Origin of the sequence: Erwinia sp. HDF1-3R (assembly GCF_039621855.1) — a bacterium.
GTDB lineage: Bacteria > Pseudomonadota > Gammaproteobacteria > Enterobacterales > Enterobacteriaceae > Erwinia.
Map to the genome: position 1 here is coordinate 2,345,509 of NZ_CP155071.1, position 23,790 is coordinate 2,369,298.

The 23,790-nt window shown below is 55.1% G+C and carries 20 protein-coding genes and 1 pseudogene; 14 read left to right on the plus strand and 7 right to left on the minus strand.

Features of this window, described 5'->3' with window-relative positions:
* Nucleotides 1–173 precede the first annotated feature (173 nt).
* The 3 genes and pseudogenes from AAGR22_RS10740 to AAGR22_RS10750 all read left to right on the plus strand — a co-directional run bounded on the left by AAGR22_RS10740 (nucleotide 174) and on the right by AAGR22_RS10750 (nucleotide 3,914).
* Nucleotides 174–1,703 (plus strand): oligosaccharide flippase family protein, encoded by a 1,530-nt coding sequence (locus AAGR22_RS10740; RefSeq protein ID WP_067702032.1) that lies wholly within the window; start codon nucleotides 174–176, stop codon nucleotides 1,701–1,703.
* Complete coding sequence (locus AAGR22_RS10745) at nucleotides 1,700–2,710, plus strand: glycosyltransferase (RefSeq protein WP_345831489.1); 1,011 nt, start codon at nucleotides 1,700–1,702, stop codon at nucleotides 2,708–2,710. The genes AAGR22_RS10740 and AAGR22_RS10745 overlap by 4 nt, the downstream gene beginning before the upstream one ends.
* A 491-nt stretch (nucleotides 2,711–3,201) precedes the next feature.
* A pseudogene (locus tag AAGR22_RS10750) lies at nucleotides 3,202–3,914 on the plus strand (N-acetylmuramoyl-L-alanine amidase-like domain-containing protein).
* 97 nt (nucleotides 3,915–4,011) lie between these two features.
* Here the strand turns inward: AAGR22_RS10750 and AAGR22_RS10755 are convergent.
* The 4 genes from AAGR22_RS10755 to AAGR22_RS10770 all read right to left on the minus strand — a co-directional run bounded on the left by AAGR22_RS10755 (nucleotide 4,012) and on the right by AAGR22_RS10770 (nucleotide 9,367).
* The gene (locus AAGR22_RS10755) at nucleotides 4,012–5,370 is read right to left on the minus strand and encodes an amidohydrolase family protein (RefSeq protein ID WP_345831490.1); all 1,359 of its coding nucleotides are present in this window, start codon (nucleotides 5,368–5,370) and stop codon (nucleotides 4,012–4,014) included.
* A 140-nt stretch (nucleotides 5,371–5,510) separates the two neighbouring features.
* On the minus strand, nucleotides 5,511–6,836 hold the full coding sequence (locus AAGR22_RS10760) for a cytochrome c (protein ID WP_345831491.1): 1,326 nt from the start codon (nucleotides 6,834–6,836) through the stop codon (nucleotides 5,511–5,513).
* Between the two features lies 1 nt (nucleotide 6,837).
* Nucleotides 6,838–8,610, minus strand: coding sequence for a GMC family oxidoreductase (locus AAGR22_RS10765; RefSeq protein WP_067702017.1), 1,773 nt, complete (start codon nucleotides 8,608–8,610; stop codon nucleotides 6,838–6,840).
* Nucleotides 8,611–8,650: 40 nt separating this feature from the next.
* Nucleotides 8,651–9,367, minus strand: a complete 717-nt coding sequence (locus AAGR22_RS10770; RefSeq protein ID WP_067702014.1) for a gluconate 2-dehydrogenase subunit 3 family protein — start codon at nucleotides 9,365–9,367, stop codon at nucleotides 8,651–8,653.
* 317 nt (nucleotides 9,368–9,684) lie between these two features.
* Here AAGR22_RS10770 and AAGR22_RS10775 point away from each other — a divergent pair, with 317 nt between their 5' ends.
* From AAGR22_RS10775 to AAGR22_RS10785, 3 genes are all read left to right on the plus strand, one after another.
* Nucleotides 9,685–10,725 (plus strand): Gfo/Idh/MocA family oxidoreductase, encoded by a 1,041-nt coding sequence (locus AAGR22_RS10775; protein ID WP_067702011.1) that lies wholly within the window; start codon nucleotides 9,685–9,687, stop codon nucleotides 10,723–10,725.
* 43 nt (nucleotides 10,726–10,768) lie between these two features.
* A complete protein-coding gene (locus tag AAGR22_RS10780; protein WP_067702259.1) occupies nucleotides 10,769–11,788 on the plus strand; it encodes a LacI family DNA-binding transcriptional regulator in 1,020 nt (339 codons plus the stop codon).
* A gap of 84 nt (nucleotides 11,789–11,872) precedes the next feature.
* Nucleotides 11,873–12,763 carry an oxidoreductase gene (locus tag AAGR22_RS10785; protein ID WP_345831492.1) on the plus strand — a complete coding sequence of 297 codons (891 nt, stop codon included), beginning with the start codon at nucleotides 11,873–11,875 and terminating at the stop codon, nucleotides 12,761–12,763.
* 174 nt (nucleotides 12,764–12,937) lie between these two features.
* On the opposite strand, the gene AAGR22_RS10790 is transcribed toward AAGR22_RS10785, so the two are convergent.
* A complete protein-coding gene (locus AAGR22_RS10790; protein ID WP_345831493.1) occupies nucleotides 12,938–13,750 on the minus strand; it encodes a hypothetical protein in 813 nt (270 codons plus the stop codon).
* 248 nt (nucleotides 13,751–13,998) lie between these two features.
* Between AAGR22_RS10790 and AAGR22_RS10795 the strand changes: the two genes are divergently transcribed.
* The 5 genes from AAGR22_RS10795 to AAGR22_RS10815 all read left to right on the plus strand — a co-directional run bounded on the left by AAGR22_RS10795 (nucleotide 13,999) and on the right by AAGR22_RS10815 (nucleotide 18,178).
* The gene (locus AAGR22_RS10795) at nucleotides 13,999–14,391 is read left to right on the plus strand and encodes a NirD/YgiW/YdeI family stress tolerance protein (RefSeq protein ID WP_067702002.1); all 393 of its coding nucleotides are present in this window, start codon (nucleotides 13,999–14,001) and stop codon (nucleotides 14,389–14,391) included.
* Between the two features lie 417 nt (nucleotides 14,392–14,808).
* Nucleotides 14,809–14,952, plus strand: coding sequence for a KGG domain-containing protein (locus AAGR22_RS10800; protein ID WP_067701999.1), 144 nt, complete (start codon nucleotides 14,809–14,811; stop codon nucleotides 14,950–14,952).
* Nucleotides 14,953–15,662: 710 nt separating this feature from the next.
* On the plus strand, nucleotides 15,663–16,688 hold the full coding sequence (locus AAGR22_RS10805; protein ID WP_067701990.1) for a methionine ABC transporter ATP-binding protein: 1,026 nt from the start codon (nucleotides 15,663–15,665) through the stop codon (nucleotides 16,686–16,688).
* Nucleotides 16,681–17,349, plus strand: a complete 669-nt coding sequence (locus tag AAGR22_RS10810; protein ID WP_345831494.1) for a methionine ABC transporter permease — start codon at nucleotides 16,681–16,683, stop codon at nucleotides 17,347–17,349. The genes AAGR22_RS10805 and AAGR22_RS10810 overlap by 8 nt, the downstream gene beginning before the upstream one ends.
* Before the next feature lie 16 nt (nucleotides 17,350–17,365).
* Nucleotides 17,366–18,178, plus strand: coding sequence for a MetQ/NlpA family ABC transporter substrate-binding protein (locus tag AAGR22_RS10815; protein WP_067701985.1), 813 nt, complete (start codon nucleotides 17,366–17,368; stop codon nucleotides 18,176–18,178).
* A 732-nt stretch (nucleotides 18,179–18,910) separates the two neighbouring features.
* Here AAGR22_RS10815 and AAGR22_RS10820 read toward each other — a convergent pair.
* Together AAGR22_RS10820 and AAGR22_RS10825 are read right to left on the minus strand one after the other, a co-directional pair.
* Nucleotides 18,911–19,951 carry a cysteine synthase family protein gene (locus tag AAGR22_RS10820; RefSeq protein ID WP_345831495.1) on the minus strand — a complete coding sequence of 347 codons (1,041 nt, stop codon included), beginning with the start codon at nucleotides 19,949–19,951 and terminating at the stop codon, nucleotides 18,911–18,913.
* A 19-nt stretch (nucleotides 19,952–19,970) separates the two neighbouring features.
* On the minus strand, nucleotides 19,971–20,762 hold the full coding sequence (locus tag AAGR22_RS10825) for an ABC transporter ATP-binding protein (protein ID WP_067701979.1): 792 nt from the start codon (nucleotides 20,760–20,762) through the stop codon (nucleotides 19,971–19,973).
* Between the two features lie 214 nt (nucleotides 20,763–20,976).
* Here AAGR22_RS10825 and AAGR22_RS10830 point away from each other — a divergent pair, with 214 nt between their 5' ends.
* The 3 genes from AAGR22_RS10830 (at nucleotide 20,977) to cui (ending at nucleotide 23,778) form a co-directional block, all read left to right on the plus strand.
* Nucleotides 20,977–22,023, plus strand: a complete 1,047-nt coding sequence (locus tag AAGR22_RS10830) for an ABC transporter substrate-binding protein (RefSeq protein ID WP_345831496.1) — start codon at nucleotides 20,977–20,979, stop codon at nucleotides 22,021–22,023.
* 10 nt (nucleotides 22,024–22,033) lie between these two features.
* A complete protein-coding gene (locus AAGR22_RS10835) occupies nucleotides 22,034–23,152 on the plus strand; it encodes an ABC transporter permease subunit (RefSeq protein WP_345831497.1) in 1,119 nt (372 codons plus the stop codon).
* A gap of 95 nt (nucleotides 23,153–23,247) precedes the next feature.
* Entirely contained in the window at nucleotides 23,248–23,778 is a 531-nt protein-coding gene (cui, locus tag AAGR22_RS10840) for a colicin immunity protein Cui (RefSeq protein ID WP_345831498.1), read from the plus strand.
* Nucleotides 23,779–23,790 lie beyond the last annotated feature (12 nt).

Consider the following 23,790-nt stretch of genomic DNA (forward strand, 5'->3'; position numbering starts at 1 on the left):
CGGTTTTTACGCCGATGGGTCTTTCCGGGCGGGAGAGTGGTCATGATTTGTTACGCGATAACATCTTTAAGGTCACTCTTTTAGGAAAAGTGCCCCTATCCCAGTTTCACCCCGATTGTTAGGGTGAATCACTTTATGGTGAATGGCGCTCCGCTAAGATAAAAGAAGAGACTATGTCGATTAAGCGTAATGCACTGGCGAATTATGTTGGACAGATTTACTCAACGCTGGCCGGAATACTCGTGGTGCCAATGTATATCCATCAGCTGGGCATGGAAGCCTATGGTCTGATTGGCTTTTTTTCCATCCTGTTAACCTGGCTTCAGCTGCTGGACGTCGGCGTATCGACCACGCTGCTGCGAGAGGCGGCGCGCTATCGTGCCAACAGTGAAGATAATCCCTACTTCCCCTCGCTGTTTGCCAGCCTGGGCAAATTCTTCCTGCTCACCTCCGTAGTGCTGGTGGTGCTGGGCTGGATTTTCACCCCCTATATTGCCGAGCACTGGCTTAACGCCAAAACGCTGCCGTACCGCGATCTGGTGATTGCCGTGGCCGTTATGGTGGTTACCGCCGCGATCCGCTGGCGCACCGGGCCATTCCGCAGCGTGATTGTGGGCTATGAACATCAGGTGTGGCTGAACGTCCTGAACGTTATCTCCATTACCCTGCGAACCTTTGGTGCGGTATTTGTTATCAGCTTCGCGCCCAATCCGGTAATATTTTTCTTTGCCTTCCAGCTCTGTATCTCCATTGCGGAAGCGGCCTGCTGCGTCTACAAATCTTACCAGCTGGTACCGCGTGCTAAGCGGCAGAATCACTCCGCTGAGCTTAAAGGAGTACTAAAGCCCTTTTTACGCTTTGCGGTGGGTGCGGCATTCTCGAGCGCTATCTGGACCTTTATTTCCCAGATTGACCGTCTGGTGCTCTCCAAAACGCTGCCGCTCTCTACCTACGGTGCCTTTACCGTGGTGGCTACCGCTGCGACGGGCATTGTGATGCTCAGCAGCCCGATTATGCAGGCCATCGTGCCGCGTATGACCGGGATGCGCGGCAACAAAGAGCAGGGCGAAGCCGAAACGCTGACCCTTTACCGTTACACGACCCAGGCCGTCAGCATCTTTATGGCGCCGCTGAGCATTACTATCGCGCTCTATTCCGGTCAGCTGATCTGGGCCTGGACGCAGAATCCGCAAATTGTACAGCAGATGTCATTTGTAATGACGCTGTATGCGCTGGGGAGCGGGTTACAGGCGATTTGCGGTCTGCTATACCACCTGCAATATGTTAATGGTCGCCTGTCGATGCACGTTAAGGGCTTCAGCCTGTTCGCCATCGTGCTTATCCCGATGAATATCTATGCCGCCATCCACTACGGTGCGCTGGGAACCGGTATCGTCTGGCTGGGGCAAAATATTTTCTATCTGCTGGTCTGGGCGTGGATTGTCCACCGCAAATTTGCGCCGACCATCCATGCGCGCTGGCTGACGCGGGATGTGGCGATGATCTGGCTGGTGTCGGCTGGCGTAGCGCTGCTGACGCACCTGATCCCCTTCGAGTGGAATCAGAACCGCTGGCTTAACCTGCTCTATCTTGGACTGATTGGACTGGTCAACCTGAGCGTGTGCTGCCTGCTGCATACCAAGGTGCTGGAAAAAATCGGCAGAAATACGTTCAAGCGTACCAGCCTGAGGAGTGAGCCATGAGCCTGATTAATGCTGCGGATTTCCCCTCCATCGCCGTTATTATGCCGGTGTGGAACGGACGGGAGTATATCGGTGAGGCAATAGATTCGCTGCTGAATCAGACGGTACTGCCCACCCAGGTGATCGTTATTGACGACGGGTCGACGGACGGCACGCTGGCGCTGCTTGAGGAGTACGCCAGTAAGCACCCGCAGGTACAGCCGGTTCGTGCCGCGCACGGTGGCGTGAGCGCGGCCCGTAATAAAGGGTTGAGCCTGGTCAGCAGTGACTACGTGTACTTTATGGATGCCGATGATGTCGTGGCACCCGAGCTGTTTGCCGATTTTGCCCGCGTCTGGCGCGATCGTCCTGACCTGGAGCTGTTTGGCTTTTCGGCCCGCAAGTTCAACAATGCCCCGCTGGCGGAGCGCCAGTATGAGGGGACGCATCCCCGTCATCTTAGCGGTGAGGTGAACGGTGGGGCGGAACTGCTCAGCAAACTGATCGCGCGCGGCTCGGCGCATCGGGTGCTGTGGACCAGCATTATTTCTAAGGCGCTGATCGACCGGATTAACAGCCCGTTTTTACCGATCCAGAACCACGAGGACGCCCCCTTTATGTTTGGGGTCTATACCCAGGCTAAGCGGGCGTTTTTCACCAGTACTGCTTATTACCTTAAGCGGGTGGTGGACACGTCGTTATCGATCAGCACGCGTGATTTCTCGTGGGTAAAAAACTATTTTATCGCCCGGGAAAACACCGACAATGCACTGCGCCAGCATCCGGTGGCCAACGTTGACCGCGACCTGGTGGACGGCTATTACGCCGCGCTGATGGGCGGCTGTCTGATTGAAATCCGCAAAAACAGGATGGATGTGCCGCGCGAGTATGATGAAAAAATTGATCGCCTGGCCCGGCAGATGACCCGTAACAACCTTAAGCTAAGGCTCCTGTGGCGCTATTATCCCCTCTACAGCGGGCTGCTATACTGCAAACGCCTGCTGCGGGGACAGCGTCACGCAGGCTGATTAACGCGCTGGGTAAAAGCAGGCGGGTTTACCTGCCTGCTCACTATTCCGTTCTTTACCCATGCTACGCGTTATCGCCGATCCTGTTGCATCTTTAACACAAATCTTTAGCTGCGCATTCTGATATTTTAGTAAAATCATCATCAATGCCTGTCGTCATGCCATTCACCTCACTCGTAACAGGGTTGTCGTTCCTGACACGCCTCGTGGAGCTGGCCGTCGAATTCACCCTGACGAAGAGGAGGTGCCCGTGGCAACAGATGTTTAATTAAGCAAGGGAATATAATTGAATTATATTTTTTCTGTTCTCACCTGAAGTAAACAGATTTGAAACAGTGTTCTGTTGGCAATTGTAAAGCTCATCAGGAGAGGGTACTACTGCCACTCAGTAAACTTCACCTAAAGGGAATATTAAGATGAAGCGGGCAGTTATTATGATCCTCTTTCTGGCTTCCTGTGCGGGATCGCGTGGGAACGACTATCAGATCCAAATGGATGATTTCACAGCACACAACGTTCGGAAAATTATCCGCACCCACATTATTCCCGCCGCCGGTGAGAAACCAGGAAACATTATTGCCGCCGTATCCTCCGCTTTTCTGACGACGCCCTATCAGGAAAATACCCTGACTGGACCGACTGAGGTCAATGAAGTGCTGGTAGCGGATTTCCACGGTGTGGACTGTTTCACCCTGATTGATTATGTCCAGGCGCTGGCGGGCGCGCATGACCAGAAGGCGTTTCTCAACAATCTTACCAGCACGCGATACGCTGGCGGCAGAGTCAGTTACCTGAGCAGAAAGCACTTTTTCACTGACTGGTTTGCGACGCTGCCGCAGAATGCGACGGATGTGACCCGGCAAATCAGTACGGTGGCGGTCACCGTCGTCAAACAGCTCAACCGTAAGGCAGACGGCAGTGCATATATACCGGGGTTGGCCGTTATATCAAGGGAGATCAGCTATATCCCCGGCCATGCGATTGATTCAGCTGTACTCAGTAAACTGCAAACGGGCGATTACGTTGGGGTCTGGACGTGACGCACGTGGGGATCGTCATCAAGTCTGCCGGCAAGGTGTGGTTCAGAAATGCCTCATCCCTGAGCATAAACAGGCAGGTGGTGGATTCCCCGTTTATTGAATATATGGCCAATAAGCCAGGAATAATTGTTTTACGGACGCATCAAAACCCTGGGGAGGAGTGATGTTAGCTGTATGGAATGGTGACCCATCTTGATGGATTGACGACCGGTACTGCCGCTGCGCCTGGCTGGCAAAAGAGCGAACAGGTTATCTAACGCATTATTTGGCGGCTTCTTCCCGCAGGTGTCGCGCAGATGCGTTTGCCCTTGCCACCAGCGCAGTGATATTGATGTGCTGCATCTGGCCTGACAGTTTCAGGATCCTTCCATCCACCACGACCGTCTCGACATTTTCCGGCCCTGCCGAATAGACGATCAGCGAGGCGGGGTCGCCGCCGCCAAACCCGCTCATATTAAGCGCCGCAGGATTAATGATCTGTATATCGGCGCGTTTACCCACCTCAACAGACCCGGTCACCCTGCCGAGTCCGGCGGCGTCGGCCGAGCGGCGGGTGGCCAGCTCCAGCAGCCGACGGGGATCCGGCCCGGTTTCATCCTGGGTTGCGCCGCTTTGCGTCAGCGCGGCCAGCCGCAGCGTGGCAAACATATCTGCGCTGCCTGCCAGCGCGTTGCCATCCAGGCCCAGCCCCTGGCGGGTCACGCCTTTAAACTGGTCATAGCGGGTCAGGCCGTAACCGACCCGTTCTTCGCTTATCGGGGTGAGGGCCAGACTGCCTCCGGCCTTTTCCAGCGCGCTCAGCTGGGCGGGCGTGGCCTGGGTGGCATGAACAACGGTGACGAAGGGGGCAAGATAGTGCCGCTGGATAAGCGCGTTAAACATCGCATCAGCCTCGCCGCTCACGTGCACCTGGAGCGGCAGGTGATTATCACGGGCAAAGGCATATTCCCGATCGCGGATCGTCCAGACGGCCTCGTCATGGAGGTCGCGCGGCAGCCGCCAGGCCAGGCCGAGTGAGACGCGGTCATGCGGTTTCGCCATCAGTTGCTTCAGATGCGCCAAATCAATCGGCGTGGCCGAGGTTTTATCCGGCCCGCCATAAAACATAATCGCTCTGATCCCCGCATCGCTTAGCGCCCGGTATCCCGCATCGCCCGAAGCCGGTCCATGAACGTTGTCGAAAAAGTCGCTGCTGGTGGTAATACCCGAGGCGAGCAGTTCAATGGCCCCGGTATACATTGCCGTGTAGATATCATCCGGCTTCATCACGGCTCCAAGCCGGTTGCTCACTGGAAAAAATTTGCCGTCTTTATTACGAAACTGGCCCCGCAGAGTGGTGATCCACAGGTGTGAATGCGCATCAACAAAGCCGGGAAGCACAAACTTTCCGGTGGCATCAATCACTCTGGCATCCGCCGCGTGCAGGTTTTTGCCAATGGCGGCGATGGTATCGCCCCGGATCAATACGTCGGTACTTTCCCGATCCGCTTCGCCCGCGCGCATCGACATCACGTAGCCATTTTTTATGAGTAAGGAGGAGGGAGGTTCAACAGCCTGAACGGGTGCAAGGGTGCTGGTCAGTAGTGGCGCAGACAACAACAGACGGGGTAGCAGAGGCATAGCGTTTCTCCTGAGGGGGGAGAGTCAACCCTGGCACAAAATGGTGGGGGAGAAAAGTAAAAGGCCACCCCGTTAGGGATGGCCCTGATAAACATCGGCCCTGCTGTCAACAGGCACAGCAGGACGACGTCGCGCCAGCGTTACTGACCTTTCGGGCTGTTTTCCGGCATCTGAGCAGGCAGTTTTAACAGGCTGCGTTTATCTGCTACTTCCTTTGCGTCAATGGCCGGTGCGGCATTACCCCAGGCGTTACGGATGTAGGTGGTCACCGCAGCCACCTGCTCATCGGAAAGCTTCCAGGCAAAGCTCGGCATTGCCCCGCTGGTGGGGTTACCCGCCGTGACCGCGCCGCGTCCGCCCTGAAGCACGGTGGTGATCAGCGAGGATCCATCCGGGCCCATAATTGCCGGGTTGTTTGCCAGGCTGGCGGCAAGGTTTGGAATACCTTTGCCGTTACTGTTATGACAGGCGGTACAGTTCACTGAGTAAACGTCTGCCCCCATTTTCATCTGCGCTGAATCTGCCGCCAGCGGGGCAGGTTTCTTACGATCCGAACCCGGCTGCGATTTAATATAGGTCGCGATCGCGTGCAGATCCTTATCACTCAGATGCTGGGTCGAATTGGTTACCGCCTCGGCCATGGGGCCAGATGCCACCGCCACATGGTTACTGCCCAGCTTGAGGTAGTCCACCACCTGATCTTCGGACCAGTTGCCAATACCGGTATAAGTATTGCTGGTGATCTCAGGCGCGTACCACTCGCTGAGGTTGCTGCCCTGGAGATACGCGCTGGTATCACCCCCGATAATGTTTTTCGGCGTATGGCAGGCGGCACAGTGTTCAAGTCCCTGAACCAGATAGGCACCGCGGTTCCACTCGGCAGATTTAGAGGCGTCAGGAGTAAACCCTTTGTTTTCAAAAAACAGCAGGTTCCAGCCCATCATCGCCAGACGAATGTTATACGGGAAGGGAAGGTTAGTTTCGGGTGCCTTATAATGCACCGGCTTAACCGAACGCATATACATCCACAGATCGTGCATGTCGGCATCGCTGACCTTCACGTAGGCGTTGTAAGGCATCGCCGGATAGAGATTTTCTCCGTGTTTCCCCTTACCGTGGCGAACGGCGCGGTAGAAGTCACGCTCGGTCCAGCTGCCGATGCCGTACTCGTTGTCCGGGGTGATATTGCTGGCAAAGATCCCGCCAAACGGCGTGCTTATGGCATAGCCGCCGGAGAAGGGCGCTTTGCTGCCGGGTGCGGTGTGGCAGGCCACACAGTCACCGGCAATCGCAATATATTTACCCCGCATCACGGCTTCAGCATCCGACGCCGCTGGCGGCTGTCCTGTCAGCACGCTGGTTCCGGCAACGTCATCCGCGCGGGTGTTGCCGTTTTGCCACAGCAGAGCCACGGCAACGGCGGCGGCAACCACAACGATACCGCCTGCAATTTTGATTTTTTTCATCTCACACCTTCACCAGCGGACCAGGGTTTTTCATGTACTGCTCCAGGATAGCTTTTGCCGTCCACAGGCTCAGTGCGCCAATTGTGCCCGTTGGGTTATAACCGGCATTGTTCGGGAAGGATGAGGCCCCCAGCACAAACAGATTGTGTGCGTCCCAGCTCTGCTGATAGCGGTTCAGCACGCTGGTCTTTGGATCGGTGCCCATCACCGCGCCGCCGATGGTGTGATCGCTGGCGAAGTTATAAGGGGAGTAGTGACCTGATGCGGAGTTGGTCCCCAGAACGATTTTGGCGCCCATGGCTTTGCCGATCTCAACGCTTTTCTCTTCAATGAATTTGGCCGCGCGGCGGTCATTTTCGTTGTAGTCGAAGGTGACGCGCAGCAGCGGGTTTCCATTGCTGTCTTTGTACTCCGGATCCAGATCCAGATAGTAATCTTCGTGGGAATAGCTGGTGCCCTGGCCAAAGATAAAGGTGCCGTTCTGGAACGCATGGGTATAGGCTTTTTTCCACTCTTTTCCCCAGCGTGGCGTACCGGGCGGCAGGGCATCGGCGTTACCGATTGGCCTTGCGCCACGGGCCACGACCAGAATACCGGCACCGCCGATAAAGCCGAGGTTACTGTGGTCAAAGTTGTCGCCGTTAAAGTCATCAACCTGCTGGGAGAGTGCGCCCGCGCCGATAAACTGGTTGAGGTTTTCATCTTCAAAAAACAGGCTGGCGCCCGCCACCGTCTGGAAGCTGTAGGCACGTCCCACCACACCGGTTTTACTGACCGGATCGTAAGGCTTGCCGATTTTGGACAGCAGCAGCAGGCGGACGTTTTGCATCTGGAAAGCAGACAGGATCACGATGCCTGCCGGTTGCTCCCACTCTTTTTTGTTACGGTCAACGTAGGTGACGCCGGTAACGGTTTTGCCATCTTCCGCTTTATTCACCCGCACCACCGCCGAGTCGGTCAGCACGGTGAAATTTTCACGCTGCATCAGCGCCGGGATCACACAGGCGTTCGGGCTGGATTTAGAAAAATTGCCGCAGCCGTAATAGAGGCAGTAGCCGCAGTAGGTGCAGGGACCCATGCGCACGCCCAGCGGGTTAACGTAGGCACGAGACGCCTGGCCTGCCGGCACCATAAAGGGGTGCTGACCGAGGGATTTGGCCGCATCGCGGAACAGGTCGGTCAGGCGCATGCCTTCCAGCGGCGGCAGCGGATATTCACTGCTGCGATTGCCCTCAAACGGGTTACCGTCAGGAATGGTTTTGCCGTTGAGCCTGCCCGCTTTACCGGAGACGCCGGCGATTTTTTCAAAGCGATCGTAAAACGGCTCCAGCTCATCATAGGTCACGCCCCAGTCCTGGAGGATCAGGCCGTCGGCAATCTGCTTTTTACCGTAGCGCTCAATGGTTTGCGTATAGGGTTGTAAATCAAACGGGGTAAAGCGCCAGGCCATACCGGCCCAGTGTGTGCCGGATCCGCCAACGTTATAGCCCAGCTCATTCAGGTTCCAGTCGCGGCTTGGCAGCGCTTTCTGGGTAATATTATTGCGAAAGGTGGTGGTTTCTACCGCAGGGGGGAGCAGCATGCTGCGGCGGGTGTCCCAGCGCAGCTCGTCGGTATCTACCGACGGGGGAAAATCCGTGGCGGTTTCAAACCAGGGACCGCGCTCAATCGCGACGACATTTAATCCGGCGCGGGTTAACTCTTCGGCGATCAGCGAACCACACCACCCCAGGCCGACGATAGCGACATCAGCTTTTGGACGTACATTATTCATCTTCAGAACTCACATTTGCTCAGAAACACAACGCCCAAATTTACAGGGTGTTATCAATCAGACTGGTCGGGATGATATTCAGCTTTTGCCCTTTTTTACTGAGCATGTCGCGGAAATCGTAGCGCGCGCCGGGAAAACCAATCATTTTCCAGCTGGTCATATCTTTATTACCGCCATAGATGGGGTCAGATAAGAATCCTTCGCGCACGTTTTGCAGCAGCAGTTCAAAAAAGACCTTCGTTTCGACGTCGGCGCCTAAATCGAACTTATCGGCTTCCATGGCGTGCAGGATGCTCTCCTGCTGTTCGCTGCTTAACCCAATAAAGTCCTGACCAAACCGCGCGCGGGTGGCACGATCCAGTGCGGCCAGACCCTGACGGTAACGCTGTGCGGGCGTGAGGGGAGACTGAGGACCCTGCTCAGGGGTGCCCTTAACGAAGCGGCCAAGGCGGTATTCGGCCACGGCATTGCCGTAATCACCCGCCAGCTGACGGTCAATAAACACGGCACAGCCAGCATCTTTGCCGCTGAGGCTCATTTCATCAGCCGGAATAAAGCGCTCGGCAATGATTGCGACCGTATCGAATTCGTGCTGAGTCAGATACTGAAGACCCCCTTTACGGGGTGGAGGAGGTGGGGTGTTAATCTTACCGGGTTCCCATGGCTGTCCACCATTCACAACCTCGGCCTGCGCAGCAGGCAGTGAGGAGGCGACCCCCAGTGCAACCACTGAAGTGAGAAATTCTCTGCGTTTCATATTTTTCCTGGTTAACTGATCACAATGCGTGGAACTATTTTTAGTTTTTTTAAGGCGGTGACTTGATGAAAAAAGCACCTGACCAGAGTTTTTCTTTATAAAATAACAAGCGAATTATTAACAATTTAACAACAGGACCAGAATAATTTTTTCCCCCAGGCCAGGGAAGTTTTATGTTGAGGGTTTTCCATCATTTGTTGAGGGTTTTCCATCATCGGCCTGGTGTTATTCCCGCTAATGCCTTTCTATAGTGAACTCACCTGACCCTGCAGGCCGCCATACGCTGCGGCTTTCTTACAAAAAAAACTGGAGTGACTATGTTTCCTCGTACGCTACCGCAACCTGAAGTAATTTCTACCGATACCCTGCCCACGCTGCGCTGGGGGATTATCGGTCCGGGCTGGATAGCCGATCGCTTTGCGGCGGCGTTTCGTCACCATACCCGTCAGCAGCTGGTGGCCGTGGCGGGCCGCAATCAGGAAAAAACCGCTGCGTTTGCTGGACGCTGGGATATTCCGCAGGTCTTTACCGATGCCAGTGAAATGCTGGCGCTAAAAGATCTGGATGTCGTCTATGTCGCCACGCCGCATAATCATCACTTCCCTGATGCAATGAAGGTGCTCCAGGCCGGAAAGCACGTTTTGATTGAAAAACCGCTGGCCCTGAATGCGCAGGAAGGGGCAAAGCTCCAGCAGGAAGCCCGCGCCAGAAAATTATTCTGCCTTGAGGGGATGTGGTGTGACTTCACACCGAAGTATGATGTGCTGCGCCAGCTGCTGGCAAACGGCGATTTGGGCGATCTGCATACGCTGATTGCCGATCACGGCGAGTATTTTACGCCCGATCACCGTATCTTTAACCCGGACCTTGCGGGCGGGCCGATGCTGGACCTGGGGAGCTATCTTATCTCGCTAAGCATCACCGTGGCCGGCAGCGTGCCGGCTCAGGTGCTGGCGCAGGGGCAACCGGCACCTGGCGGCGTTAACGGACAGGCTTCCATGCTGTTCACCCACGACAACGGCATGCATTCAGTGTTGAATACCACGTTATTCAGCCGTACGCCTTCGGGTGCGGTGATTGCCGGACGGGATGCGACCCTGAGCCTTAACGGGCATTTCTACGCGCCCGGTGATTTTACCCTGGCGTCCAGCGAAGGTAATCAGCTCCTGCACTGGAAAGATAAGGGTGGACATTATGAACAGCTCTCGTATGAAATTGAGCACACCGCCTGGTGTATCGGTCAGGGGCTGATTGAGTCGCCCATCCGGCCGCTGGGAACGTCGCTGATGACGCTGAGCACCATGGATAACGTGCGGCGTCAGTTGGGCATCGTATTTAATGAGGAAAGGCAGGATTGAAGAGTAAGCGTTGCAGTTGTGGGTCATTTTTTTCGGAGCAGAAATGAAGAAAATGACCCTGGAGACGCTGGCCAGGCTGGCCGGCGTTGGCGTAGCTACGGTGGATCGGGTACTCAATGAGCGCGGCGGCGTCTCGCCGGAGACGGCGCGCAAGGTATTGCTGGCCGCGAAGCTGAACGGCCTCAACCGTATTTTGCCTGAGGCGTATCAGCATCCCTGGCGGATTGAGGTCATCCTCAGCGCCAACGGTTCCTATTTTTTCAAAGGCCTGGATGACAATTTCAGGGAAATTGCCAGCGCACTCGGCTATCGCCGGGTGACGCTGCATCGCACGTTTATCGCCGAATCCCACCCTGAAAGACTGGCCGCACACATTGCTGAGTGCGCCCACACGCGCGACGGCATCATTGTTTATGCACAGGATCACCCTGCGGTTTATGCCGCGCTGGCGAGCTGTCGCGAGCGTGGTATTCCGGTGATCACCATCGTAACCGATCTCCCGGATGCTGCCCGCCTGTGCCATGTCGGCATCAACCAGCTCCAGGCGGGGCGCACGGCCGGTTTGCTGATGGGGCAGACCCTGAAAACAGCGGGTGAGGTGGTGGTGGTTAGCGGTCGCTGCGACTACAGCGCGCACCGCGAGCGTATAGAGGGCTTCCGTCAGGTGCTTCTGCGGCGTTTCCCACAGATTAGCCTGAAGGAGGTGCTGGCAGGGCAGGATGAACGACAGACCATACGGCGTTTGCTGGGCGAGACGCTGAAAAAAAATGGCAATATTGTCGGGCTGTACAATACCGGATCCGGCAATACTGAGATCAGCGCCGAGCTGGATAATCACCATCTGCTGGGCCAGTGCGTCTATATTACCCATGAACTCTACAGCCTGACCCGGCGTCTGCTGCACAGCGATTGCCTCTCTTATGTACTGGATCAGAACGCCCGGCAGCATGCCCAGCTGGCGATGGATATTCTGCTGAAAAAACTCAGCACCAATCAGGATGCTGACATCTATCAGAGCGGGAAGGTGGATTTCAATATTATTACCGCTGAAAACTGTGACTGATCCGAGAAAAATTCCCGACATCTCCACAAAGCGTAGCGCTTAAGGATGGGGGTTATCTGGTCCCCCTTAAAGGAGTCCGCTTTCATGAATACTGAAATCCATACTGTTGTCGCCGTCGTGGGTCCAGGTGCCATCGGCACCACGGTCGCGGCGGCGCTGCACGAAGTCGGCCGTACACCCTTGCTGTGTGGACGCACTGCCCGCGATCGCCTCACGCTGCAAGAAGGCGACCGCTTTATCACCATACCCGGTCCAGTTCAGACGAATCCCAAACAGATTGCTCGCACTGCCGATCTTGTTTTTCTGGCAGTCAAGGCGACACAGGTCGAGGCGGCAGAAGAATGGCTCTCGGTGTTGGCCGGTCCAGAAACCGTTGTGTGCGTTTTGCAAAACGGAGTGGAACAGTTGGATAAGGTCGCTCCACATTACGGACAAATCGTTCCTGCCGTTGTATGGTTTCCTGCGCAGGCACAATCAGATGGCTCAGTGCGCCTGCGCGGCGACATGCGCCTCAGCCTGCCGGACTTATCGGCTTCCCGCGTGGTGGCCGAAGCGCTGGAAGGCACCCGATGCTACGTGGAGCTGGCCGAAAATTTCAGTTCACTGGCCTGGCGTAAGCTGTTGCAGAACGCGGTGGCTGGACTTATGGCGCTTACGCATCGCCGTTCCGGTATGTTCGGCCGCTCTGACATCGCTAAGCTAACCCTCGCCTATTTGCAGGAATGTCTGGCCGTGGCCCGCGCAGAAGGCGTTGAGCTTGGTGACGAAGTGCCGCAGGAAATCCTCGATAAGTTCCAGGCAGCGCCTGCGGACATGGGCACCTCAATCCTCACGGATCGAGAAGCTGGCCGACCACTCGAATGGGATATCCGCAACGGTGTTATCTCGCGGCGCGGCCGGGTTCATGGCGTCCCGACGCCGATTAGTGACATCCTGGTGCCACTTCTTGCGGGGGCGAGCGACGGTCCGGGTTGAGCGCCATACTCCTTATATGCTGTCAAAGGTAAGCGTGTTTATCGATTTTCTCAGTGAGGAACAGGTGTTGAGAGGGGGTAAAGATGACAATCCGGTGCGCGGAGTCCCTTCCACGCAACGTTGAGCAGCCTGACGCCGGGAAAGGGATTTACCCGCCGGGTCAGACTTAAGCGCTTACTCCTGGGAGGATGTCTCCCCATAAGCATCAATAATCTGCTGCGTGGAGGCGGCTTCAGCCGCTGAGGTCGTACTCTTCTCAGCTGCAGAGGGAGAACTTTGCTGCGCCGCAGCGGTGGTCTGCTGCGCCGCGGTTGCCGCAGGCTGAGCGGTTGCGGTGGTCTGCTGCGCCGCGGTTGCCGCAGGCTGAGCGGTCGTGGTGGTCTGCTGCGTCGCGGTTGCCGCGGGCTGAGCGGTTGCGGTGGTCTGCTGCGCCGCGGTTGCCGCGGGCTGAGCGGCCGTGGTGGTCTGCTGCGCCGCGGTTGCCGCAGGCTGAGCGGTCGTGGTGGTCTGCTGCGCTGCGGTTACCGCGGGCTGCGTGGTCGTGGTGGTCTGCTGCGCTACCGCTGGCGCAGCCGGTTTTACTGGCGCTGGAGGCAGCGGCGTTTCGCCCCGATCGGTAAAGGAGGGCTTATTCCGGGTGACCGAATAGGCAACATGCCTGACCTCGCCCTTCTTCGAAACGACGGTGATAGGATCGATAGTCACGCGACCATAGCCGAACAGCGTACGAACATAGCCGCCCACTTTATGCTTCCCGTCGGGAATATGTAGCGCTTTACTCTCACCGCGGGTCAACATGCCTCCCTCATTGCCGTCAATGGTCACAAATACCGAGGAACCATCATCGGCTTTGGTGGTTAAGTGTGAAACATCTATCTGGGAAGGACCGGAGAAGAAATCGGGTGGAGGCCCACCGGCCTGATTTTTAGCACATCCGGTGAGCGTTATGGCGGCCACAGCGGCGGCCAGGGTGAAACGATAAATCATAGTACCTCGTTATCCACTACGGCTTAGGACCTCCTATAATACTGCTACGGCATCGGCATAAACAGTCACTTACCGTTAGGGTTCATCTTAAAATTGTTAGCATTTGGTAAAAGCGACGATCGCAGATTCATCAATATCATGCGTAATTATGCAGCAGTTGCGGGGGGATATTACTCAAACTCCCAACGGTGTGCCAGGATGAATAACACAACGTTGCTTGAGATAGCCTGTAACATTAAGGAGATAAGATGAAAAAAATCCTGACGCTGGCAGCCCTGCTGGCTTTTAGCTTGAATGTAATGGCCGATGACGGGGGATTTAAAGGGGGCGAGGCACCACCACCGCCGCAGAAGAAGGATGCCGGGTATAAAGGCACCGAGGACACAACCGAAAGTCAGATCAGTGGCATTCGCGATCTCAGAGATGGGGCGTGGGTAACGCTGGAGGGGAATTTGATCAAGCAAACCGGGCGCGATACGTTTCTTTTTCGCGATAAGTCCGGCACCATTGATGTCACCGTTCCTCATGCTGCATGGAAGGGGCGAAAATATGGTGCTGATGACCAGGTTCGCATCAGCGGCTACGTTAAAGGGCGTGGCCAGCATACGCGCGTAGAAGCGAAACAGGTTTCTGAGCCGTAACTCATGCCCGATTACGGTCGTTATCGCCGACCGGACGCGCCCCGGCAGTGATATCGGATTGCTGCTGCGGGGCGTATCGAAAGCCACCCATGATAAATGTTATTTTCCGCTATCCTTATCATCATTTTATTTATTGCGGACGGTTACATATAGCGACTGATAAATAAAAGGATTTCCTGAATTAATTCAGATAAGGTTTTTTTTCTTACATTCAGATATTCACCTGTATGATGTAATTTATAAGTTAATCATGAAGATAAGAATATTTATTATTTTGTGATTGATGTCGCACCCCATTCTTGCAAAGGCCCGACAGCCTGCTAGCCTTATAAAGGCAAGAGGCCTGCTGGGGTGGCTTCCATTTTTAACAGGACTGTATTCCAGCAGGATATCTTTTAACACGAAGAGGAATTTTGTATGACTCAGCATCGTGAAAACGAAGATCGTGAAAAAGCATCAGACGCAGGTAAAAAGGGCGGCCAGGGCAGCGGCGCTGGCAACTTCAAGAATGATCGAGAAAAAGCTTCTGAAGCTGGAAAAAAAGGCGGATCAAAGAAATAATTTTCTTACCGACTTAAGGTAGGTAAAATTAATTCATCGCGTTACGCCTGCCGCCGTCATAGTATTCGCTATGGCGGCGGTAATTATTTCTGTCCATACAGAATTACCCCCTCCGCTACGGATTTCCCCTTCTCTTTTAATTTTCCACTATCAGCCATCTCTGATGGTTAGCTTTCGGGATATATTCCTACAGGCGAGAAAGTCATGGCTATTTAATCGTAATATTAATGAGCTGAACCTTTTTCCCACGCACAACATTTTTAATGCTCTGGCGATTAATTTGATTTTGACTTCCCCATGTAGCAACCATTTAGCTAACCAGGTCCATGGCACTGGAAGGGATTATCTACGGCGAAGGATTCTGGTCAGCTATATTACCTGCAACGCTGATTGAGCGGGGGGGGTATCAGGCATGTTGACCCCTTTCGACCTGAATCAGGCACAGAATTCCCTGGAAAATAAAGTTGTTGTTGATGCCGCGTCACCTACCGGGTTTAAAAAGTGGAACGCGACCGATTGAGAAATGGTTTCGTGGATAAATACTTTACTTATTCAATTTCGTTATAACTCATTTCCTAATGGTCCTTTTCACCCTCAGTACTCACCTCTACTATCGCGAGGACATTAGCCCAGACAATAATGTATTCATTTTAATCAGTTTACTTAATTGGTCGTCGATTTTTGTACATAACAACAGCAGGCTCCACCCGATGATAGTTTTGCGCAACGTTTCCAGGATTTTTAACACCAGCGCCGGTCCGGTCACCGCGGTTGACGATGTCAGCCTTGAGGTAGGACAGGGACAAATATATGGCATTATCGGCTACAGCGGCGCAGGCAAAAGCACGCTCATTCGCCTGCTTAACGGGCTGGAAAAGCCCACCGCCGGCAGCGTGACGATTGCCGGGCAGAATATTGCGACGGCAAACGGCGAAGCCCTGCGCGCGGCAAGGCTAAAAATCAGCATGGTGTTCCAACATTTTAACCTGCTGTGGTCGCGTACCGTTAGTGAGAATATTGCGTTTTCCCTGCAAATTGCCGGGGCCCCAAAGGCCCAGATACAGGCGCGGGTAAAAGAGCTGATTGAGCTGGTGGGACTGGCTGGCAAAGAGAATACCTACCCGTCAAAGCTCAGCGGCGGCCAGAAGCAGCGTGTGGGCATCGCCCGCGCCCTGGCGAATAACCCGGAAGTTCTGCTCTGCGATGAGGCAACATCAGCCCTTGACCCGCAGACCACCGATGCCATTCTTGAATTGCTCCTGGATATTAATCGCAAGCTTCAGCTCACCATCGTGCTGATCACCCACGAAATGCATGTGGTTCGCAAAATCTGTCATCGGGTTGCGGTGATGGAAGAAGGCAGAATTGTGGAGGAGGGCGAGGTGCTGTCGGTGTTTACGCATCCGCAAAAGTCTATTACCCGCCAGTTTGTGAAGCAAACCACGGAATACAGCAGCGCCGACACGCCCTTTAACGCCGCACTGGTTGATGGCGACGCGGGCAGCGTATTGAAGCTGACCTTTGTCGGGCAGAATACCAGCCAGCCCATCGTGGGCGAGCTGACGCTGAAATACGCGCTGCCGTTCAATATCCTGCATGGAAAAATGACCCAAACCGCCCACGGCACCTTCGGTGAGCTGTGGCTACAGGTCCCGGCCAGCGGTGCTCAGCTGGAGAATATACTGGCCGATCTGCATGCCCGCGCCGTCACGACCGAGGTAGTCAATCATGATTGAGACACTTTTTCCGCATTTGAAGCTGGATCAGCTCTGGTCAGCAACCTGCGAAACGCTTTATATGACTGCACTCTCAGGCGTTGCGACCTTTGTGCTGGGGCTGCTGCTGGGGCTGGTGCTGTTTCTGACTGCGCGCGGCGGGCTGTATCAGAATCGCGTGCTCTATTCGGTCATTTCGATTCTGGTCAACGTGTTCCGTTCTATTCCCTTTATCATTCTGATTGTACTGCTGATCCCCTTCACCAAAACGCTAATCGGCACCATTCTGGGCGCGAATGCGGCGCTTCCGGCGCTGATCGTCGGCGCGGCGCCTTTCTATGCCCGGCTGGTGGAGATCGCCCTGCGTGAGGTAGACCGTGGCGTGATTGAAGCCACGCGTTCAATGGGCGCGCGACTGAGTACGCTGGTGTTCCGCGTTCTGCTGCCTGAATCCTCTCCGGCGCTGGTTTCCGGTATTACGGTCACCCTGATAGCGCTGGTCAGCTACAGCGCGATGGCGGGGGTGATTGGCGCGGGTGGCCTGGGTAATCTGGCCTACCTTGAAGGTTTCCAGCGTAACCACAGTGACGTCACGCTGGTGGCAACGGTGATGATTCTGGTGATTGTTTTTATCATCCAGTTTTTAGGTGATGTCATTACTACACGGCTCGACAAACGTTAACGTTAAGGATGGAATAATGAAAAAAACACTGACGCTGCTGGCTGCGGCCACCCTGGGCGCGCTGAGTCTGAGCGCGTGGGCAGATACCCTGACCGTGGGCGCTTCCAATGTCCCGCACGCGGAAATCCTGGAGCAGGCAAAACCGATTCTGGCTAAGCAGGGTATCGACCTTGAGATCAAGCCTTTCCAGGATTACATCCTGCCGAACACGGCGCTGGCCAGCCACGACATTGATGCGAACTACTTTCAGCACGTTCCCTACCTGAACAGCGTGCTGAAAGATCATGCGGGCGATAAAAGCTATGACTTTGTCAGCGCGGGCGCCATTCATATCGAACCGATTGGCATCTACTCCAAAAAGTATAAGTCGCTGAAGGATCTGCCGCAGAATGGCAAAGTGATCATGCGTGACGCCGTAGCCGAAGAGGGGCGTATCCTCTCGATTTTCGAAAAGGCCGGCGTGATTAAGCTTAAGCCAGGCGTCAGCAAAGTGGATGCGCGCATCAGTGACATTGTGGACAACCCGAAGCATCTGCAATTCCTCGCAAACGTTGAGGGCGCACTGCTGCCGCAGATGTATAACAACGATGAAGGTGACGCGGTAGTGATTAACGCGAACTACGCGATTGATGCGGGTCTGGATCCGGTTAAAGATCCGATTGCGGTTGAGAGCGGCGAGAATAACCCGTATGCCAATATCATCACCGTGCATCGCGGTGATGAGAATAAGCCAGACATTAAAGCACTGGTTACCGTTCTGCACTCTAAATCAATTCAGGACTGGATCCGCACCAAATATAAAGGCGCGGTTATTCCCGTTAATAACTGATGCCACAGGCCGGGAAACCGGCCTGTTTTATCTTATACGTGCCACTGCAACCACTACATGTCCGCTAATTCAACCTCAGGCGCATGAAAACTTAAGTTAAATCGCCTGTGTTAGATTTAAATATCTCATAAATTTCTCTAAAGATAACCTTACTTCAACCGATAATCCTTGCAGGTCCATTAAAGCGCAGTAGCGCATAAGGAGAAGTCATATGGTAGGTCTGGTTAACCTCCCGCACACCTGTCCAAAGTGTAAAAAAATTACTGCATATACAGCTGGCGAGCTTCAGATTTTGTTTGGGTTGAGAACTGTACCTACCGGTGCAACGAATCAGAGCTGGTGCAGGGGTTGTCGTGCAGGCAACTAAGTCAATTTAGTGTGAAAAATATAAGTCGCCGGTGTTGCCTTAAATACTCAAATCAAGGATATCCGTGGAAAAATTTAGAGGTATCAATTTTACTTTATATACATTCAGGATTTGCGCTGAACAAAACGAGATCGTGACGTGCAGTAATTGCCGTGAAACAGTAACTTATAATACTATTGTAGATAAAATAGACGATCCTGGTGATTTAGTAGCCTGTCCATATTGTGGGTATTTTGATTTTGATACAGACCACAGGCCATAAATCTATTTTTTAAAACAGGCCGCCAGTTAAGGCGGCTTTCTGTCATTGTGGCAATGAAACCTTACCTTGTATTATCTTGCAGATTAATAATCATCCGCTGTAGTTATAATGCATTCAAATAAATTGGTTTTTGTGCCGCTTCGATTTGCGCAATGGTCAGCCGGGGATCAAACAGCCCGGTCGAGAGATAGGTCAGGCCGCTGTCAGCCAGAATCACCACAATACGTTTGCCGGCGTTCTCCGGCCTGCGGGCAATTTCACGCGCCGCAAAGAGCACCGCGCCGGAAGACTCCCCAACCAGAATACCGTCCGAAGCCGCGACTTCGCGCGCGGTCTGTATCGCCTGCCAGCTCTCCACGGCAAAGACATCATCTACCAGGGTACGATCGAGCGTGGGCGGCACCCGTTCAGGTGCCACGTCGTGGAAGGCGTGCACCCCGGTTATCTCACGCCTGTCCGGGTTATCCGGGCCTGGGATCGAGTGGCTGCCTGGTTCAACGCCAATCAGCTGAATGGATGGCGAGTGCTGCTTCAGATAGCGTCCCGCGCCGGAAAGGGTACCGCCGGTGCCGACCGAGGCGATAAGCAGATCAATATGGCCGCCGGTCTGCTGCCAGATCTCCGGTCCGGTATGCCGGTAATGGGCATCAGGATTTACCGGATTCTCCAGCTGGCAGGTAAAGCAGATATTCGGCTGCTTCAGGATAACGTTAGCCGCCAGCCAGCGGGCGGCGGCAACAAAGTCACCGTCGCTCTCTTCAATAACGTTGTCAAAGCCCTCGACCTGGCTAAACGGCACGATCTCCGCACCAAAGGCAGTGAGAATAGCAAAGCGCTCGGCGCTCAGTTTGTCGTGAAGATAGACGCGAAATTTATAGCCCTTTGCTGCCGCAATGGCGGCCAGCGCAATACCGGTATTGCCGCTGGTGGTGTCGACCAGCGTCATGCCGGGCCGCAGCCTGCCGTCACGCTCCGCCGCTTCTATCATCGCCAGCGCGATGCGGTCTTTACTGCTGTGATTAGGATTAAAATACTCCAGCTTCGCCACCAGCTCGGCCTGCAGGGTAAACTGCTGGCTGAAGCCGTTAAGCCGCAGCAGTGGGGTCTGGCCGACCAGTTCGGTAATGCCGTTATAGATTGTCATTAAAGGCTCCGGGGATAATTCAGGCCGCGGGGATATCCGCGCCAAGTAAATCGAGCACGCGGGTACGAAGCTGGATCAGGCGCGGGTCGTCGCGCCGACGCGGCCAGGGCAGGGCCACGTCAAGGGTGTCGATAATACGGGCGGGACGCGGGCTAAAGACCACTACCCGATTGGCCATCAGCAGGGCTTCTTCCACATCATGAGTGACCATCAGCGCGCTGAACTGCTGCTCCCGCCACAGTGCGACCAGCTCCTGCTGCATACGGATGCGCGTCAGGGAGTCGAGCTTGCCGAGAGGTTCATCCAGCAGCAGCAGCCGGGGCCGGTTAACCAGCGCGCGTGCCAGCGAGGCGCGCTGCGCCATGCCGCCGGAAAGCTGATGCGGCCAGGCATGGGCAAACTGGCTTAAACCCACCTTCTCAAGCATGGCGTCGACGCGAATTTTGTCCTCTGCGGTCAGCCTGCTGCGGGTTTCCAGCCCCAGCGCGACGTTACGCCACACGCTGCGCCAGGGGTAGAGGGTGGGATCCTGAAACACCACCACCCGGCTGGGATCGGGGCCGCTAAGCGGCCTGCCATCTTCCTCAATCTGCCCGACGGCAGGCCTGTCAAGCCCGGCCACCAGACGCAAAAGGGTGGATTTCCCACAGCCGGAGGGGCCAAGCAGGGCAACAAATTCCCCCGGCTTCACCCGTAGCGAGACGTCGTCCAGCACCGGGAGCGCCTCACCGCCCAGATAGAACGCGTGGCTGATGCCCGCAATAGTTAATGCCAGCCCGGTGACCGGGCTAATGTCTTCGGCTAACGTCATTTATGGTCCTTATATCTTCTGCTGCTGGCGGTTATATTCCGCGCTGAGAATAAAAGGTAAATAAACAATAACCGCTAAGCTAACGTACAAAGTGAATATAGTGAGGCTTTGAGACATATTGCCGCTGGCAGAATTATTAATGCACTAATGTTATTTGGTGGATATTTCCAGGCCTGTAAAAGTAGTGAGAACATCATACTTCAGGGAGTTAATTATGGCCGGTCACCGGAATTTTTCGCGACGTTCCTTTATTCAGACGCTTGGCGCGATGGGAGCAGGAATAGGGCTGGCTTCAGCGCTGCCTGCCTGGGCTGAACCTCCGACAGCCGCCGGGGGAAAACTGACCCCCGTTAAGCTGGCCTGGGGACAGACGGCGGTCTGTCAGGCACCGATCTCCGTGGCGCTACAGCAGGGCTTTTTTAAAAAATATGGCCTGGACGTTGAGCCGGTCAACTTTAGCGGCCCGACGGATGCCCTGCTCCAGGCCATCGCTACCGGGCAGGCGGATGGCGGCATTGGTATGGCGCTGCGCTGGCTTAAACCGCTCGAACAGGGGTTTGACGTCGATTTGACCGTCGGTACGCACGGCGGCTGTATGCGGCTGCTGGCCCCGGCCAGCGCCGGGATCCACAGCGTACGCGACCTGGTGGGAAAAAGCGTCGCGGTGTCCGATCAGGCCAGCCCAATCCGCAATTTCTTTGCTATCCAGCTGGCTAAGCAGGGCATTGATGCCGACAAACAGGTCAACTGGGTACAGTACCCGGAAGACCTGTTTGGTGAGGCACTGCGCAAGGGGGAAGTCCAGGCGCTGGCCACCGACGACCCCCAGGGATGGTTAATCAAACATCGTGAGGGGCTGGTCGAGGTGGACAATAACCTTAACGGCGAGTACCGCAATCTGACCTGCTGTGTATTAGGCCTGCGCGGATCGCTGGTACGTAATAATCCCGCCGTGGCGCGGTCAATTACCCAGGCGATCGTGGATGCCCAGCAGTGGACCGCCGATCATCCGGCAGAGACGGCAAAAATCTTTGCCCCCTATGTGCCGGGCCAGGTACCGATTGACGACATCACCGCGATGCTGCGCGAACATACGCACCATCATCACTCGACCGGCGACCAGCTGCGTAAAGAGGTCGCGGTGTATGTCAATGAGCTGAAACTCATCAACGTGATACGTCCTGATACCGATGCGCAGCGCTTTGCGGAACACTATGTTCCCGAGCTGCTGCCTGCGGTTCAGCACGCGCATATGAGCTAACGGAGGCACCATGTCCAGCGACGCCTTTACCGATGCCAGCCCGAAGAAAAGCAGCGGGCATACTGCACTGCCGCCGGTCTCATCGCCTGCAATCCCATCCGCATTAGCACAAACGTCTGCACCATCAGCTGCTATTCCGCGCACGTTCGTACAAACGCCTGCGCCCCCGGCAGCCATTTCGCCCGCCTTAGCGCTGGCGGTACTCGCCTGGTGGCTGCTGGCGGCGCTGATGATCTTCTGGCCGGACCGGCAGGTGGGTTTTGCGCCGCCGCGCTTTGTCGGTGAAACTCACCGGCTGTTCGTGGTGCTGGCGGTCATCCTCACCCTCGCAACGCTGCTGGGGAGAGTGCTTAACGGGCGGCTGTTCGACCCGCTGCGCAGGGCGGCACGCTGGCTGGTGGTGCTGGCCGTGCTGATTGCCCTGTGGGAAACGGTTACCGCCAATCTGGCGCTGCTGCCCGCGCCTTTTTTCGCGCCGCCGCGCGCGCTGGTTGAGGCCTATGCCACCGACTGGCGACGGCTGGGGGACAGCGTGCTGAATTCGCTGCGGCTGCTGGCGGCAGGTTTTGTACTGGGCAGCCTGAGTGGCTTTATCACCGGCGTTGCCATCGGCTGGTCGCGTGGGCTGGGGTACTGGGTTCATCCGGTACTGCGCCTGCTGGGTCCGGTTCCCTCAACGGCGCTGCTGCCTCTGTCGCTCTATTTCTTTCCCTCCAGCTTTTCCGCGGCAATTTTTCTGATTGCCCTGGCAACCTGGTTTCCGGTGACGGTGCTGACCTGGTCAGGTGTCAGCAGCGTTGACGATCGCTATTATGACGTGGCAAGAACACTGGGGGCGCGTCCGCTGTTCCTGATCCTGCGCGTGGCGGTACCGGCATCGCTGCCGCACGTGTTTGTCGGGCTGTTTATGGGACTGGGGGCGTCATTTTCGGTGTTGGTCGCCGCGGAAATGATGGGGGTGAAGTCGGGGCTGGGGTGGTATCTACAGTGGGCGCAGGGCTGGGCCGCCTATGCCAATATGTACGGTGCGCTGATCGTGATGGCGCTGCTATTCTCCTCGCTAATCACGCTGCTGTTTACCCTGCGTGACCGGCTGCTGTCATGGCAGCAGGGTGCGATGAAGTGGTGAGGGGATATCAGCAGGGTTGTTTGAGCGGTGTAATTACCGCCGGGATGGGTATATGATGAAGAAAAGGTGACCAGCACAGAGGCGAAGGAATCGCAATGCGGAGTATTGAAGAGGACAATAAATTAGCAAACAGGCTGTCCTATCTGTTTTTGTTTGCGGGTGTTATTCCGCTGGTAGTGATTTGGGCGATGGATTTGCATAACGCTGACTCTGCCATTCTGAAGGATATCGCAGCCAGAACCGCCGATCTTCCGGGACTAATATCTGCAAAAAATCCGCTGATGACTAAGGTCATGGATGTTTATTGCAAAACCGCACCCATTTTGGCTTTTTTATGCTTTGCGTGTACGATAAAGATTCGCAAAGTTATTAAGAATGTTGACAGAGCGGCGCTTATACGCTCTTGTCTGCTCAGTCCATTCTTCTATGCATTTTGTTTTTATCTATTATTGTGCTGCGATCATGAACTGACCACCGCAGGGAGACCTCTCAGGCTGATGTCAGGACATAATTCACTCTTGCTGTTGGCGTATATTGCATTCTATTTTGTGATATTTATGTTGAGCTATGGCGTGCTTTTTATTCCTGTTATTGTTCGCAGGCTTTTAAAAGAAAGGCGGCAATGACCGCCTTTCTTT

Coding starts and splice junctions, on each gene's coding strand:
- AAGR22_RS10740 (WP_067702032.1), top strand. CDS start 174: ATGTCGATTAAGCGTAATGCACTGGCGAATTATGTTGGACAGATTTAC.
- AAGR22_RS10745 (WP_345831489.1), top strand. CDS start 1,700: ATGAGCCTGATTAATGCTGCGGATTTCCCCTCCATCGCCGTTATTATG.
- AAGR22_RS10755 (WP_345831490.1), bottom strand. CDS start 5,370: ATGCCTCTGCTACCCCGTCTGTTGTTGTCTGCGCCACTACTGACCAGC.
- AAGR22_RS10760 (WP_345831491.1), bottom strand. CDS start 6,836: ATGAAAAAAATCAAAATTGCAGGCGGTATCGTTGTGGTTGCCGCCGCC.
- AAGR22_RS10765 (WP_067702017.1), bottom strand. CDS start 8,610: ATGAATAATGTACGTCCAAAAGCTGATGTCGCTATCGTCGGCCTGGGG.
- AAGR22_RS10770 (WP_067702014.1), bottom strand. CDS start 9,367: ATGAAACGCAGAGAATTTCTCACTTCAGTGGTTGCACTGGGGGTCGCC.
- AAGR22_RS10775 (WP_067702011.1), top strand. CDS start 9,685: ATGTTTCCTCGTACGCTACCGCAACCTGAAGTAATTTCTACCGATACC.
- AAGR22_RS10780 (WP_067702259.1), top strand. CDS start 10,769: ATGAAGAAAATGACCCTGGAGACGCTGGCCAGGCTGGCCGGCGTTGGC.
- AAGR22_RS10785 (WP_345831492.1), top strand. CDS start 11,873: ATGAATACTGAAATCCATACTGTTGTCGCCGTCGTGGGTCCAGGTGCC.
- AAGR22_RS10790 (WP_345831493.1), bottom strand. CDS start 13,750: ATGATTTATCGTTTCACCCTGGCCGCCGCTGTGGCCGCCATAACGCTC.
- AAGR22_RS10795 (WP_067702002.1), top strand. CDS start 13,999: ATGAAAAAAATCCTGACGCTGGCAGCCCTGCTGGCTTTTAGCTTGAAT.
- AAGR22_RS10800 (WP_067701999.1), top strand. CDS start 14,809: ATGACTCAGCATCGTGAAAACGAAGATCGTGAAAAAGCATCAGACGCA.
- AAGR22_RS10805 (WP_067701990.1), top strand. CDS start 15,663: ATGATAGTTTTGCGCAACGTTTCCAGGATTTTTAACACCAGCGCCGGT.
- AAGR22_RS10810 (WP_345831494.1), top strand. CDS start 16,681: ATGATTGAGACACTTTTTCCGCATTTGAAGCTGGATCAGCTCTGGTCA.
- AAGR22_RS10815 (WP_067701985.1), top strand. CDS start 17,366: ATGAAAAAAACACTGACGCTGCTGGCTGCGGCCACCCTGGGCGCGCTG.
- AAGR22_RS10820 (WP_345831495.1), bottom strand. CDS start 19,951: ATGACAATCTATAACGGCATTACCGAACTGGTCGGCCAGACCCCACTG.
- AAGR22_RS10825 (WP_067701979.1), bottom strand. CDS start 20,762: ATGACGTTAGCCGAAGACATTAGCCCGGTCACCGGGCTGGCATTAACT.
- AAGR22_RS10830 (WP_345831496.1), top strand. CDS start 20,977: ATGGCCGGTCACCGGAATTTTTCGCGACGTTCCTTTATTCAGACGCTT.
- AAGR22_RS10835 (WP_345831497.1), top strand. CDS start 22,034: ATGTCCAGCGACGCCTTTACCGATGCCAGCCCGAAGAAAAGCAGCGGG.
- cui (WP_345831498.1), top strand. CDS start 23,248: ATGCGGAGTATTGAAGAGGACAATAAATTAGCAAACAGGCTGTCCTAT.